Source organism: Bradyrhizobium sp. LMTR 3 (assembly GCF_001693485.1).
Taxonomy (GTDB): Bacteria; Pseudomonadota; Alphaproteobacteria; order Rhizobiales; family Xanthobacteraceae; genus Bradyrhizobium.
Map to the genome: position 1 here is coordinate 133,654 of NZ_MAXC01000012.1, position 12,351 is coordinate 146,004.

The 12,351-nt window shown below is 65.1% G+C and carries 12 protein-coding genes; 8 read left to right on the plus strand and 4 right to left on the minus strand.

Going from position 1 to position 12,351, the window contains the following annotated elements; all coding sequences use genetic code 11:
• Window positions 1-108: 108 nt before the first annotated feature.
• Window positions 109-1,050 (minus strand): AEC family transporter, encoded by a 942-nt coding sequence (locus tag LMTR3_RS10055; RefSeq protein ID WP_065744911.1) that lies wholly within the window; start codon window positions 1,048-1,050, stop codon window positions 109-111.
• A gap of 127 nt (window positions 1,051-1,177) precedes the next feature.
• Between LMTR3_RS10055 and aat the strand changes: the two genes are divergently transcribed.
• Window positions 1,178-1,852, plus strand: a complete 675-nt coding sequence (gene aat / locus LMTR3_RS10060; RefSeq protein WP_065744912.1) for a leucyl/phenylalanyl-tRNA--protein transferase — start codon at window positions 1,178-1,180, stop codon at window positions 1,850-1,852.
• Between the two features lie 5 nt (window positions 1,853-1,857).
• Here aat and LMTR3_RS10065 read toward each other — a convergent pair whose 3' ends face one another.
• The gene (locus tag LMTR3_RS10065; protein ID WP_065745573.1) at window positions 1,858-2,892 is read right to left on the minus strand and encodes an aldo/keto reductase; all 1,035 of its coding nucleotides are present in this window, start codon (window positions 2,890-2,892) and stop codon (window positions 1,858-1,860) included.
• Window positions 2,893-2,918: 26 nt separating this feature from the next.
• Window positions 2,919-4,100 carry an MFS transporter gene (locus tag LMTR3_RS10070; RefSeq protein WP_065744913.1) on the minus strand — a complete coding sequence of 394 codons (1,182 nt, stop codon included), beginning with the start codon at window positions 4,098-4,100 and terminating at the stop codon, window positions 2,919-2,921.
• Window positions 4,101-4,203: 103 nt separating this feature from the next.
• On the opposite strand from LMTR3_RS10070, the gene LMTR3_RS10075 reads away from it, so the two are divergent.
• Window positions 4,204-5,163, plus strand: a complete 960-nt coding sequence (locus LMTR3_RS10075; protein WP_084029511.1) for a LysR family transcriptional regulator — start codon at window positions 4,204-4,206, stop codon at window positions 5,161-5,163.
• A gap of 33 nt (window positions 5,164-5,196) precedes the next feature.
• Here the strand turns inward: LMTR3_RS10075 and LMTR3_RS10080 are convergent, their stop codons facing one another.
• Entirely contained in the window at window positions 5,197-6,180 is a 984-nt protein-coding gene (locus tag LMTR3_RS10080; RefSeq protein WP_065744915.1) for a DUF2155 domain-containing protein, read from the minus strand.
• Window positions 6,181-6,569: 389 nt separating this feature from the next.
• Between LMTR3_RS10080 and LMTR3_RS10085 the strand changes: the two genes are divergently transcribed.
• From LMTR3_RS10085 to LMTR3_RS10110, 6 genes are all read left to right on the plus strand, one after another.
• Entirely contained in the window at window positions 6,570-7,349 is a 780-nt protein-coding gene (locus LMTR3_RS10085; RefSeq protein ID WP_065744916.1) for an SDR family NAD(P)-dependent oxidoreductase, read from the plus strand.
• Between the two features lie 134 nt (window positions 7,350-7,483).
• The gene (lipP1, locus tag LMTR3_RS10090) at window positions 7,484-8,431 is read left to right on the plus strand and encodes a LipP1 family hormone-sensitive lipase (protein WP_065744917.1); all 948 of its coding nucleotides are present in this window, start codon (window positions 7,484-7,486) and stop codon (window positions 8,429-8,431) included.
• A gap of 61 nt (window positions 8,432-8,492) precedes the next feature.
• Window positions 8,493-9,713, plus strand: coding sequence for an SLC13 family permease (locus LMTR3_RS10095; protein ID WP_065744918.1), 1,221 nt, complete (start codon window positions 8,493-8,495; stop codon window positions 9,711-9,713).
• A 155-nt stretch (window positions 9,714-9,868) separates the two neighbouring features.
• Window positions 9,869-10,750: a hypothetical protein gene (locus LMTR3_RS10100; RefSeq protein ID WP_065744919.1), complete on the plus strand. Its 882-nt coding sequence runs from the start codon at window positions 9,869-9,871 to the stop codon at window positions 10,748-10,750.
• A gap of 86 nt (window positions 10,751-10,836) precedes the next feature.
• Window positions 10,837-11,679 (plus strand): endonuclease/exonuclease/phosphatase family protein, encoded by an 843-nt coding sequence (locus LMTR3_RS10105; protein WP_065744920.1) that lies wholly within the window; start codon window positions 10,837-10,839, stop codon window positions 11,677-11,679.
• A 176-nt stretch (window positions 11,680-11,855) separates the two neighbouring features.
• The gene (locus LMTR3_RS10110; protein ID WP_065744921.1) at window positions 11,856-12,341 is read left to right on the plus strand and encodes a hypothetical protein; all 486 of its coding nucleotides are present in this window, start codon (window positions 11,856-11,858) and stop codon (window positions 12,339-12,341) included.
• Window positions 12,342-12,351: the final 10 nt, after the last annotated feature.

Genomic DNA, 12,351 nt, shown 5'->3' on the forward strand with positions numbered 1-12,351 from the left:
CCGTGGAGACACCCCCACCCCACCCCTCCCCCGCGAGCGGGAGAGGGAGCCCACCTTCTTCGTGGTCCAAATCAAATCTAATTTCAGCATGGTTAGGCCGTATAGCCCCTAGCGCAGGGCGGCCGTCACGAATAGCACGACAACGGGCAACGTCACCGCCGCCAGCGTCGTGCCGAGCGCGACGGCGCCCGAGACGGCTTCGGTGAGCCGTCCGTACTGAGCCGAGAAGATGTAGGCATTGGCGCCGGTCGGCATCGCGGCGAAAAGCACGACCACGGCCGCGGAAATCGGCGGCAAGGCCAGGACGTGGAACGCGAGGACCGCCGCAACGGCCGGCATCGCCAAAAGCTTGAGCGCGCACATCACCGCCATGCCGAGCGCCTGGCCTTTGATTCTGAAACCAAAGAGATTGATGCCGAGCGCGATCAGGGCCGTGGGCGAGCCCGCCTGCGCCAGCAGTTCCAGGGTCTTGTCCGCGACGGGGTTCAGCCCCAATCCGGTGAGGCGCCAGAGAAAGCCGAAGCCGAGCGCGAGCATGATCGGATTGCGCGCGATTTCGCGCACCGCCCGCAGCACCAGCAGCGGCGCGGTCTCGGAAGATTTTCGTTCCGCCCACGCCATCTGCAGCGTGCCGCAAAGCCAGAGCAGCGGCGTGTTGACCGACAGGATCAAGGCCATCGAGCCGGCGGCCTGACTTCCCAGCGCCGACAACGTCAGGGGAATGCCGAGCATCACGATGTTGCCGTAGATCGAGCCGATCGCAAGCACCACGCCATCCGCCCGGGACTGCCGAAGAAGCGATGATGCCAGCAGCGCGGCGATCCAGGTGACCGCCGTTGCGCCATAATAGGCGCCCCATACCGAGAAGGCGCTGACGGCAGGAAATTCCGCGACGACCACGATCCGGAACAGCAGCGCCGGAATGGCAATGCTGAAGGCGAACTCGGCAATGCCCTTATGCGCCGTCGGCGAGATGAAACGCAGCGCGACTGCCGCATAGCCCGCCGCAATCAAGGCGAACACCGGAACGACGATCAATACTGCGCTCATGCCGCACTCATCTTGGAAATTCGGCCGGGCGAATACCCCGCCGTCATCCGTTTCGATGCGGCTATGCTGCGCACCAATTTGTCATGGAACGTAGCATACGCCCCGTGCGTGCTGCTATCATCGGCACATGACCTCGCGCGAGTCTGCTGCTTCCGAAATCACGCCCGAAGTGCTGCTGCGGGCCTATGCCTGCGGCATCTTCCCGATGGCCGAGAGTGCCGGCGATCCGACGCTGTTCTGGGTCGAGCCGGAAATGCGCGGCGTCATTCCGCTCGACGGCTTCCGCATCGCCTCGCGGCTTGCCCGCACCGTGCGTTCGGACACTTTCCGCGTCACCGTCGATACCGCCTTCAAGGCGGTCATCGCGGGCTGCGCGGCGCCGCAGCCGGGCCGCGACGACACCTGGATCAACAAGCGCATCCGCGATCTCTATCTCGGGCTGCACGAGCTCGGACACTGCCACAGCGTCGAGGTCTGGCAGGACGGCGACCTCACAGGCGGCCTCTACGGTGTCAGCCTGGGGCGGGCCTTCTTCGGTGAGAGCATGTTTCACCGCGCCCGCGACGCTTCCAAGGTGGCGTTGGTGCATCTGGTGGCGCGGATGATCGCAGGCGGGTTCGAGCTGCTCGACACGCAGTATGTCACCGAACATCTGCGCAGCTTCGGCGCGGTCGAAATTCCAAGGCGCCGCTATCGCGCCTTGCTCGACAAGGCGATCACGGGCGAGCCAGCGGATTTTATGCGATTGTCGCCCAGCGTCAGCGGCGCCGACGCACTCGCGATCATCACCAAACGCAGTTGATCGGCTCAAACCGGCGGTGGGTTCAATCGCGCAAAGCCTTCCTGGACACGATAGGGATAGTAGGGATAGCAGGGCATCACCGCGCTCGCTTTGTCCAGGAGCGCGACCTGCTCGGCGGTCAGCGACCAGCCGATGGCGCCGAGATTGTCGCGCAGTTGCGCTTCGTCGCGCGCGCCGATGATCACGGACGACACGCTTGGGCGGGTGAGTAGCCATGCGATCGCGACCTGCGGCACAGTGCGACCGGTCTCGGTCGCGACGGCATCCAGGACATCGACGACGCGATAGAGCAGTTCCTCGTCGACTGCTGGACCGAACTGCGCCGTCTCGCGCAGGCGGCTGCCCGCCGGCAGCGGCTGGCCGCGTCGTATCCTGCCGGTGAGACGCCCCCAACCCAGCGGGCTCCAGACCAGCGCGCCGACGCCCTGATCGAGGCCGAGCGGCATCAGCTCCCACTCATAGTCGCGGCCGACAAGCGAATAATAGACTTGGTGCGCCACATGGCGCGTCCAGCCGTGACGCTCGGCAATGGCAAGCGACTTCATCAACTGCCAGCCAGAGAAGTTGGAGGCGCCGACATAGCGCAACTTGCCGCCACGGACGAGCCCGTCAAGCGTCGACACCACTTCCTCGATTGGCGTGAAGGCATCGAAGGCGTGGAGCTGCAGCAAGTCAATGTAGTCGGTCCCGAGCCGCCGCAAGGCGGCGTCCACCGCCGACACGAGGCGATGTCGCGATGAGCCGGCGTCGAATGGACCGTCACCCGTCGGCAAGCTCGTCTTGGTAGAGACCAGCACCCTGTCGCGGCGGCCCTTGATCGCGGCGCCCAGAATCGCTTCCGACGCGCCGTTCGAATAGACGTCGGCGGTGTCGAACAGGTTGACGCCGGCCTCGAGGCAGATGTCGATTAGCCGCCTCGCCTCCTCGGCGCCGCTCCGGCCCCAGGCCGAAAATAGCGGCCCCTGTCCGCCGAACGTGCCAGTACCGAAACTGATAACGGGGACCTTCAGGCCCGAGGCGCCCAGGCTGCGATATTCCATCATTGTGCTCCCTTTTGATCCTTCTTTCATTCCGCCGGGCACGCCGCTGCGGAAGATACCGGCCGGTCCAGATGCATGCTCCATAGCGCCAGCAGGAGTCCCGCCGCGGTGATCGCCGCCGCGACGAGCGGAAGCGCGGCAAGGCCCAGGCCGCGATCGATCGTAAGCCCGCCGGCCCAGGCGCCGAGCGCATTGCCAAGATTGAAGGCCGCGATGTTGAGGCTGGATGCAAGCGTGCGCCCCTCCGCGCCGGCCGCTTCGAGCACGCGAAGCTGCAGCGGCGCCACGGTGGCGAAGGCGGCGATGCCGAGCAGGAAGATGAAGGCCACGGCGAGACCTTTGATCGACAGCACCGCCGCAAGCGCGACGAGGACGAGCGCAAGCGCGGCAAGCGTGCCGATCAGGGCGCGTCCGAGACCACGGTCGGCGAGCCGCCCACCCGCAACATTGCCGATCGACAGGCCGACGCCGAACACGAGAAGGATCGGCGAGACCGCCGCTTCAGAGAAGCCGGTCAGCCGAGTCAGGATTGGCTGAACATAGGTAAAGACCACGAACAGGCCCGCAAAACCGAACACCGTCATGGCGAGGCCGAGCAGGACTTGCGGACGGCCGACCACCGCCAGTTCCTCGCGCAGTGAAGTGGCTTTCTCATTGCCGCCCACGTTGCCGGGAACGAGAACGACCAGTACGGCGAAGGCGACCACCCCGATCGCGGTTACCGCCCAGAAGGCGGCGCGCCATCCCAGCATCAGGCCGAACCACGCACCAAAGGGCACGCCGAGCAGAGTAGCCACCGTCAGTCCGATGAACATGGTGGCAATCGCGGAGGCACGCTTGTCCTCGGTGACGAGGCTCGTCGCCACCACCGAGCCGACGCCAAAGAATGTGCCATGGGCAAGAGAGGTGAGGATCCGCGCAGCCATCAACAGCCCGTAATCCGGCGCCAGCGCGCAGGCGGCGTTGCCGAAGGTAAAGATCGCCATCAGAGCAAGCAGCACCGCCTTGCGCGGCATCCGCCGCGTCGCCAGCGTCAGGATCGGCGCGCCCACGAACACGCCGAGCGCATAGCCGGAGATCAGGAGACCTGCCGCGGACACCGAGACCTGCATGTCGGCGGCGACCTGCAGCAAAAGACCCATGATGATGAATTCAGTGGTGCCGATGCCAAAGGCACCGGCGGTCAGCGCAAGGACGGCGGCAGGCATGCGTTGCTCCGGATCAGGACAGGGTTGCTGCAACGCAAATAGCGGAAGAGCGGCAGAAGAATTAGAGTGCCGGCAGTCCAATCATTTGTGACATGAAATCAACATGGCCCGACTCGACACCAATCGTTCCGCCGAGATGGAGGTCTTCGTTCGCGTCGTCGACCTCGGCGGGTTCACCGCCGCGGCAAAGAGCTTTCGCCTGACCCCATCCGGCGTCAGCAAGCTGGTATCCCGCCTGGAAGCCCGGCTCGGCACGCGGCTCGTCAACCGGACGACGCGCAAACTCCAACTGACTGAGGAAGGCCAAGCCTTCTACCAGCGCTCGCTGCGCATCCTCGGCGAGATCGAGGAGGCCGAGCGCGAGGCCGGCTCCGGTGCAGCGCCGCGCGGGCATCTGATGGTGAACAGCAACATCCCCTTTGGCATGCAGCACGTGATGCCGCTGTTGCCGCGCTTCCTCGTCGAGCATCCGGAGATCACGGTCGACATTGTCTTCACCGATACAATCATCGACCTGATGCAGGAGCGCGCCGACGTAGCTATCCGCGTCGGGCCGCTGGGGGCTTCGCGCCTCGTCGCGCGCAAGCTCGGGACCAGCCGCATGGCGGTGGTAGCCGCGCCGTCCTATCTTGCCCGTTTCGGCGAGCCGACGACGCCGGCTGAACTCGCCAGCCATCGCGGCATCGGCTGGACTTTTCCGCGCAGCATTCGCGGCTGGCCATTCCGTCGCGGCGAGCGGATCGAGGAGGTGCTGCCGCCGCCGGCCGCGCGCGCCAGCGACGGCGAAGCGGTCCGCCGGCTCGCGCTCGGCGGCGTTGGCTGCGCACGCCTGGCTCTATTCCACATCGGTCCCGACATCGAGGCCGGGCGCCTGGTCCCGATGCTGCAGAACTACAATCCCGGGGACCGCGAAGACATCCATGCGATCTACGTCGGCCACGCCGGGCCGCTGCCAACGCGCGTGCGCACCTTCATCGATTTCCTCGCAACGCACATCCGGATGGGCGACCCCACCCTAAGGCGCACGGCCGACGGCAAGTGGAAGCTGCACGGCGGATACTAAGTGTATTGAGTGCCCCGCGGGGCATGGACGCCTCTAATTCCCGAACAACCCGCCAAACAACCCGCCCGGCCGCTGCTGCGGCGGAGGCGGTGGGGCCTGCTGCGGCTGCTGCTGGAATTGCGGCTGCTGCGGCGGTCCTGGCGGGCGCGGCGCCGCCTGCTTCGGCGGCGGCGGACGCTTCGCAGCCTGCGGCGGCGCGGCCGACTTGGCCGGATCGGGCTGCGCGCTGACGATGGTCTGGTCAGGGCCTTTGCAGTCGGTGAGCCAGATATCGTAGACCGGGTGCTCGACGCCGTGCAGGCCGGGACTCGCGGCGAACATCCAGCCCGAGAATATCCGCTTCACCTCGCCTTGCAGCGTGATCTCGTCGACCTCGACGAACGCATCGGTGTTGGCAGCTTCCGTCGATGGACGCGTGTAACAGGCGCTGGTCTTCACGCGCAGCGCGCCGAACTGCACGGTCTCGCCGATGTCCTCGTCGAAATTGATGATGCGGCCGGTGATCTTGTCGAGACCGGAGAAGCTCGCCTTCTTGTTGGTGATCTTGGTGGCCGGCGGCTCGGACACGACCTCGTCGCCCGGCTGCAGGGTCGCCGGCGAATTGGGCACGCCCTTGGCCGGGGGCTGGCGCTGACCCGGTGGCGCGTTGGCGACGCCCGGACCTCCGGGCTGCGGCGGCTGAACCGCGACGCCCGGCTGCGTCCCCTGCGGAGGGGCGGTGGTGCCGGGCGGCGGCGCCAGCGGCTGCGACTGGAAGCTTCCAGGTGGCGGCGCACCCTGCCCCGGCGGCGGACGGTTCGGGGTCGGCAGCAGGCGGCCGCGCGGCAGCTCCGGCACTTCCTCGTCGTCGTCGGGGAATTGTTGCTGCTGTTGATTGCCGCGGGGAATCGCGCCCGGCGGCCGCAGCGGAGGATCGGAAAAGATATTGCCGATCTGCGCCTGCGCGGGCGGCGCAAGCGAGGTCGTGGTGGCGGCAATCAGGGCCGCAAGACCGGTCAGGGCAATGGTTCGAAGCATCTCGCGCGGCTTTAACAGGCGAATCGGGCTCGTGACATAGTACAGACTTGTCCGCCGCTCGCGTCCCTCCCGGTTAACACGGTGAATACGGCGGGGAAAGGGCGGTTTGCCCCCATCCGGCCGCAGTGAATCATGGCCCGGAAATGCGGAAACCGTCCCCGGAAGCTCGCCCCATGATCTCGATCATGGCCCGGAAAGGCGGAAACTGTCCCGGTCCTCGCCCCATGATCCCGATCATGGCCCGGAAAGGCGGAAACCAGTCCTCCGATAGCGGCCCCATGATCTAGCCACGCCCCGTTTCCGATGAAATAGTCGCTCCCGTCGCGCGGCCACGCGCGAAAACCACCAAAATCCGGGATAACCGGACGACCCAAAGGAAACCTCAAGCTATGCCCGATCGAATTCGCCTCGATGGCCGGGTTGCCGTCGTGACCGGCGCGGCCGGTGTCATTGGAACCGCGACCATCCGCCTGTTGGCCGAGCGCGGCGCCCGCATCGTCGCCATCGACCGCAAGGAGCAGGATCTTGCGGCCGCCATCAAGGACCTGCCGGCCTCGGCCGAAGCGCTCGCTGTCACCGCCGACGTTACCCGGGAGGAAGAAGTCGCGGAATACGTCCGCGCCAGCGTCGACCGGTTCGGCACGATCGATGTCTTCTACAACAACGCCGGCGTCGAGGGCGATATCAAGCCGATCCCGGAATATTCGCTGGAGAGTTTTCGGCGCGTGCTCGACGTCAACGTGGTCGGCGTCTTTCTCGGCATGAAGCACGTGCTGCCGGTGATGCTGAAGCAGAACAAGGGCAGCATCATCAACACCGCCTCCATCGCCGGCCTGATCGGCTCGCCGATGATCGCCGTCTACAGCGCCAGCAAGCACGCCGTGATCGGTCTCACCAAGAGCGCCGCCTGGGAATGCACCGGCACCGGCGTGCGGGTGAACTGCGTCTGTCCAGGCCTGATCGACAGCCGGATGCTGAGCACGATCCTGCAGGGCCGCAATCCCGGCAATGAGCCGCCGCCGACCGAAAAGATCGTCGACCGGATTCCGGCGCGGCGGCTCGGTCAGGCTACCGAAGTCGCTTCCATCGTTGCGTTCCTGGCTTCGGATGAGGCGAGCTACGTTTCCGGCTCCGCCTATACCGTCGATGGCGGCCGCACCGCCGCCTGACGAACCGTCATTCCGGGGCGCATCGGAGATGCGAACTATGATGTGCAATTGCACATCTGAGAATCTCGAGATCCGGGTTCGGTGCTGCGCACCGCCCCGGAATGACAGCTAACCAAAAAAGGTCATTCCCAACCATGCCCGTCACGCTCGATCCCGATGCCGCCGCCGTCTACAAAGCTTTCCAGGAAGCGGGCCGTCCCGCCTATGAGACGCTGACCGCGCCGGAAGCGCGCGAATATTATCGAAGCGCCCGCGTCGTCAGTAATCCCGAACCGCCCGCGCTCGAATCGACCAAGTCGCTCGCGATTCCCGCGCCGCACGGCACGATTCCGGCACGCATCTACAAGCCGAAGACGCTGCGCACGAGCAACGGCCTTGCGCCGTGCCTGGTATTCTTTCACGGCGGCGGCTGGGTGATCGGCGATCTCGATACCCATGAAGTGGTTTGCCAGAAGCTTGCCCATGAAGGCGAGTTGATCGTGATCTCGGTCGAATACCGGCTGGCGCCGGAGCACAAATTTCCCGCCGCCGCCGACGACGCCATCACGGCGACGAAGTGGGTTGCCGCCAATGCCAGCCAGCTCGGCATCGACGCCGCCCACTTGCTGATCGGCGGCGACAGCGCCGGCGGCAATCTCGCCGCCGTCGTGGCGCTCGCCGCACGCGACAGCGACGGCCCGAAGCTCGCCGGCCAGGTGCTGATTTATCCCGCCACCGATTTTGCGATGACGCATCCTTCGCACAGCGAGCCCGAGACCAGCATCCTGCTGACGCATTCCGTGGTCAGATGGTTCTGCAACCATTATCTGAACGGCGCAGCCGACATCGAGCATTGGAAAGCCTCGCCCGCGCGCGCGAAAACGCTCGCCGGCTTGCCGCCGGCCTATGTGCTGACTGCAGGCGCCGATCCGCTGCGCGACGAGGGCGCCGAATATGCCGCGCGGCTCAAGGAAGCCGGCGTGCCCATGACCTACCGGCATTTCCCGGGCCAATTCCACGGCTTCTTCACCATGGGCAAGCTGCTGCAGCAGGCCAACGTCGCCGTCAGCGAAATCGCCGGCTGGCTGAAAACGCTGAAATAATGCACATTGCGCCGCGCTATCGGTAAACCCTGACTTTCTCCTGCGCACATTTGGGGCCGCTGTGATCGAACCAATTCTCCTATTTGGCATACCCGTCGATTTTCTGCTGTTCGCGCTGACGCTGCTCGGCGTCGCGCTGTTCCATCATCACACGCTGCGCGTTGCGCTGACGGGACTGGCCGCCATCGTGATCTACAAGCTGATCTTCACCGGCTTCAAATACGGTGCGGGTCTCAATGGCCTCGGCCACCACATGGTCCATGAGTGGGTTACGCTCGGCAATCTGTTCCTGCTGCTGATGGGCTTTGCGTTGCTGTCTCGACATTTCGAAGAAAGCCGGATTCCGGACGAGATGCCGGCATTGCTGCCGGACGATTGGAAGGGCGGCGTCGTGCTGCTCGTCCTTGTGTTCGTGCTCTCGAGCTTCCTCGACAACATCGCCGCCGCGCTGATCGGCGGCACCGTCGCGCGGCACGTATTCCGGGGCAAGGTTCACATCGGCTATCTCGCCGCGATTGTCGCGGCCTCCAATGCCGGCGGCGCCGGCAGCGTCGTCGGGGACACCACCACCACTATGATGTGGATCGCCGGCGTCAGTCCGCTCGCCGTTGTCGAAGCCTACATCGCCGCCATCGTCGCGATGTTGATTTTTGCGGTGCCGGCGTCGATCCAGCAGCACCGCTATTCGCCAATTCAGAAAGACGCGCCGAGAGGGCTCAGGATCGATCCGACCCGGGTGTTCATTGTCGCGGTCATCCTCGCCGCAGCGCTGGTGGCAAATGTCACGGCAAACCTGAAATTTCCCGCGCTGCTTGATACGGTTCCGGTTCTGGGCATCGCGGTCTGGGCGGCCATCCTGCTCACGTCAGGATTACGCGCGCCGGATTGGAAGGTGATGCCGGAAACCTTCAAGGGAACCATCTTCCTGCTCGCCCTCGTCACGGCGGCCTCCCTTATGCCGGTCGAGCGGCTGCCGGTGGCGTCATGGCCGACCGCGCTTGGACTGGGCTTCGTCTCCGCGGTGTTCGACAACATTCCCCTCACCGCGCTCGCCCTGAAACAAGGCGGCTATGACTGGGGCTTCCTGGCTTACGCCGTCGGATTCGGCGGTTCGATGATCTGGTTCGGCTCATCGGCCGGCGTCGCCTTGTCGAACATGTATCCGGAGGCGAAGTCCGTCGGCCGCTGGGTTAGCCATGGCTGGCCGGTGGCGGTGGCCTACGTCGCCGGTTTCCTGGTGATGCTCGCTATCCTCGGCTGGCATCCCGACGCGCGGGTTTAGCGCGGTCGAAGGTGATTGCCGGCCTCGTGTCGGCGATCATCCATTGGCCGGCTGGGCTGTACCGACTCAGGCCGCAATGTTATCCAAGTTTCCGACTAGCTCTCGCACGCAACAACTCTGCCGGTGATTCGGCAGCAATCCGCGAGGTGATTGCAATGGCATTTTTCAGGCGCGAGCTCGGCCCGATCGAGCGCTTCGAGGTTGCGCTGAAGGACAAGCTGACGGCGCGGCAGAAGTTGGCCGATCGGTTGAGCGTCGCCGAATCGGAACTTGCAGAAAAGCGTGCCGCTGCCGAACGGCTGGCGGTAGCCGGTGCCGACAATTCCCGGCTCGATCGGGCCGAAGCCAGCATGCGCGCCGTCGAAGACCGCGCCAAGACGTTGCGCGCCGAATTGGTGGAATTTGACGATCAGGTGGCCTCGGCCGAGCGCGCGCTCGCTGATGCCAAGACCCAGCGAGACCGCGACGCGCTGGCTGACGAGATCGAGGCGATGGCTGCGGCGATCGAGCGGGCTGCGCCCGGATTCGAAGCCGGCGCCACAACGCTCGTCGAAGCCGTTACAAAAAGCTCGCTGTCGATCCCCGAAGCCACCCGGTTCTCGGCCAGCGTGGATGCGGTGCGTAGCGAAGTCCGCGCGGCGGCGGACTTGATCTGCTGGGAGCTGCGTTCCGCCGCGGTGCGCACGCGCGCGGGCAACGCCAACCTCGCCAACCCCGCGCCATCCCTGTCGGAGGAGCCGCGATCGGCAGAGACCGAACGGCAATTGATGTACACCCTCCATCCCCTGCGTTGGCGCGAGGACGGCAAGGTGCGCAAAGTTCCCGCCTTTGCGTTGGTCGGGTTGCCCAAGGCGCTGCTGCCGGTAGCGCTGCAGCATCAGCACGTAGACCATCTCAATGCCCGCCGCGTGCAGACGTTGATGCATCTTCACGGCAGCGCAGGAAACGGCGAACCGCAGGACGACGATCCGCAGCTCGTCGATCTGGACACTTTGCTCACCGAGGAAACGCAGAGCGCGCAAGCCGACGTTGCATGAGCCAGCGCTGACGGCCGCCGACCGGCGCTGAACCAACCGCTCCGGCGGACGTTGTCCTGATGCGTTCATGAAGCCGGCTTACGAGGATGCGGTTACGCGTCGTCACGCTCAACGTCTGGAATCGGCAAGGCGATCCGAAACGCATCGATCTGATCAATCTGGAACTGCGCCGGCTGGCTCCCGATCTCGTGTCACTCCAGGAAGTGCTCAAGTCGCCGGACCATTCGCAACTCGACGAGTTGATCCACGACACCGGTCTGCATGGAACGCATCAGGCTGACGTGCTGCGCACCATCCCGCCCCATGCCGATCGTTTTGGCGGAAGCGCCATCGCGACGCGATGGCCGCATCGCGTCGAGGAAGTCCTCGATCTGCGCATGTCGGATGCGAACGATGTCCCCTGGTGTTCGCTGGCAGTAACGGTGCCGCTACCCGGCGAAGGCGATCTTTTGTTCATCGCCGCTGCGACCTCGTGGCGGCTCGCCGCGGAATCGGCCCGGGAACGGCAGGTCGTTGCGCTGACGGATCTCGACGCGCGTCACCGGCAACCGCTTCCCACCATCATCGCCGGCGACTTCAACGCAACGCCTGACGCGGCCAGCATTCGCTACCTTACCGGACTGCAGTCGCTCGGCGGACGAAGCGTCAAGTATCACGACGCCTGGGAAGTCGCAGGCGAAGGTCAGGGTTATACCTGGAGCGTCGACAATCCAAATGCACGGTCGGAGATCGGCAGGATCGTCCGTCAGCCGCGTCATCGGCGCAGGGTCGATTACGTCTTCGTGGGCTCCTGGGACGCCCACCCGAAGGCGAGCTGCGAGATTCAGGCCGCCTCGCTCGCATTCGACCTGGCGGTCGACGGCATCTGGCCCAGCGATCATTTTGGCGTCGTGGCCGATCTGGAAATCAGCGCCGCTCCCTCCGCGTGAGGAGGTTACCTGGCCGTTGCAGCCGGGCCCTGTTTGAAATGGACTCTGGCAGCATCGTCACCACGGTTCCTTCGGGAATCGGGTGGCGGCGACGCCTTCATCCTGCGATCCCGAACGCTCACGAACCAAGCCGTGCCGCTGAACCAAGGCGAGGCGATTGCAGTTGGAGAAGGCCAATGAAATCCGAAAGCGAACTGACGACCCGAAATCCGTTCGGCGTCATGGACGTTCCAAATCCCGGTGATGACGACGTGATGCAGTTCGCCCGCATCACGATGCCGGAAGAATCCGCCACCGACGAGAATGCAAAGCCATGGAGCCCTGGAGATGCGAGCTACCAGCGCGGCACGATCGATGGTGAGTGGTCGAGCCGCTGGAAGGGTGCCGCAGACCCAACGATACCGGGCGACGCTCCCGACAAATGGAAACGAGGCCGGGGCGAAGCAAGAACCGTGGGAGACCGCGTGTACCTGTTGTTCGATTGGAATTCCGGCGCGCGCCGGGGACTGATCGAGGCACGGCGCGAAGGTCCGAGGCGGCTGGTGGGAAGGTATGTCAACCTGAACAACCCGGAGATCACGGTGCCCTGGGTCGGCCTGGCGGTGAGCGATCAGCGAATAGACGGTTACTTTGCGCAAGGCCGGGTAGATTTCCGGAGGTAGCGGCTTCCGT

Bases quoted from the DNA above. Each gene is read 5' to 3' on its own strand.
- aat (WP_065744912.1), top strand. From the start codon at position 1,178: ATGACCTCGCGCGAGTCTGCTGCTTCCGAAATCACGCCCGAAGTGCTG.
- lipP1 (WP_065744917.1), top strand. From the start codon at position 7,484: ATGCCCGTCACGCTCGATCCCGATGCCGCCGCCGTCTACAAAGCTTTC.
- LMTR3_RS10085 (WP_065744916.1), top strand. From the start codon at position 6,570: ATGCCCGATCGAATTCGCCTCGATGGCCGGGTTGCCGTCGTGACCGGC.
- LMTR3_RS10100 (WP_065744919.1), top strand. From the start codon at position 9,869: ATGGCATTTTTCAGGCGCGAGCTCGGCCCGATCGAGCGCTTCGAGGTT.
- LMTR3_RS10110 (WP_065744921.1), top strand. From the start codon at position 11,856: ATGAAATCCGAAAGCGAACTGACGACCCGAAATCCGTTCGGCGTCATG.
- LMTR3_RS10105 (WP_065744920.1), top strand. From the start codon at position 10,837: ATGCGGTTACGCGTCGTCACGCTCAACGTCTGGAATCGGCAAGGCGAT.
- LMTR3_RS10055 (WP_065744911.1), bottom strand. From the start codon at position 1,050: ATGAGCGCAGTATTGATCGTCGTTCCGGTGTTCGCCTTGATTGCGGCG.
- LMTR3_RS10070 (WP_065744913.1), bottom strand. From the start codon at position 4,100: ATGCCTGCCGCCGTCCTTGCGCTGACCGCCGGTGCCTTTGGCATCGGC.
- LMTR3_RS10080 (WP_065744915.1), bottom strand. From the start codon at position 6,180: ATGCTTCGAACCATTGCCCTGACCGGTCTTGCGGCCCTGATTGCCGCC.
- LMTR3_RS10075 (WP_084029511.1), top strand. From the start codon at position 4,204: ATGGCCCGACTCGACACCAATCGTTCCGCCGAGATGGAGGTCTTCGTT.
- LMTR3_RS10065 (WP_065745573.1), bottom strand. From the start codon at position 2,892: ATGGAATATCGCAGCCTGGGCGCCTCGGGCCTGAAGGTCCCCGTTATC.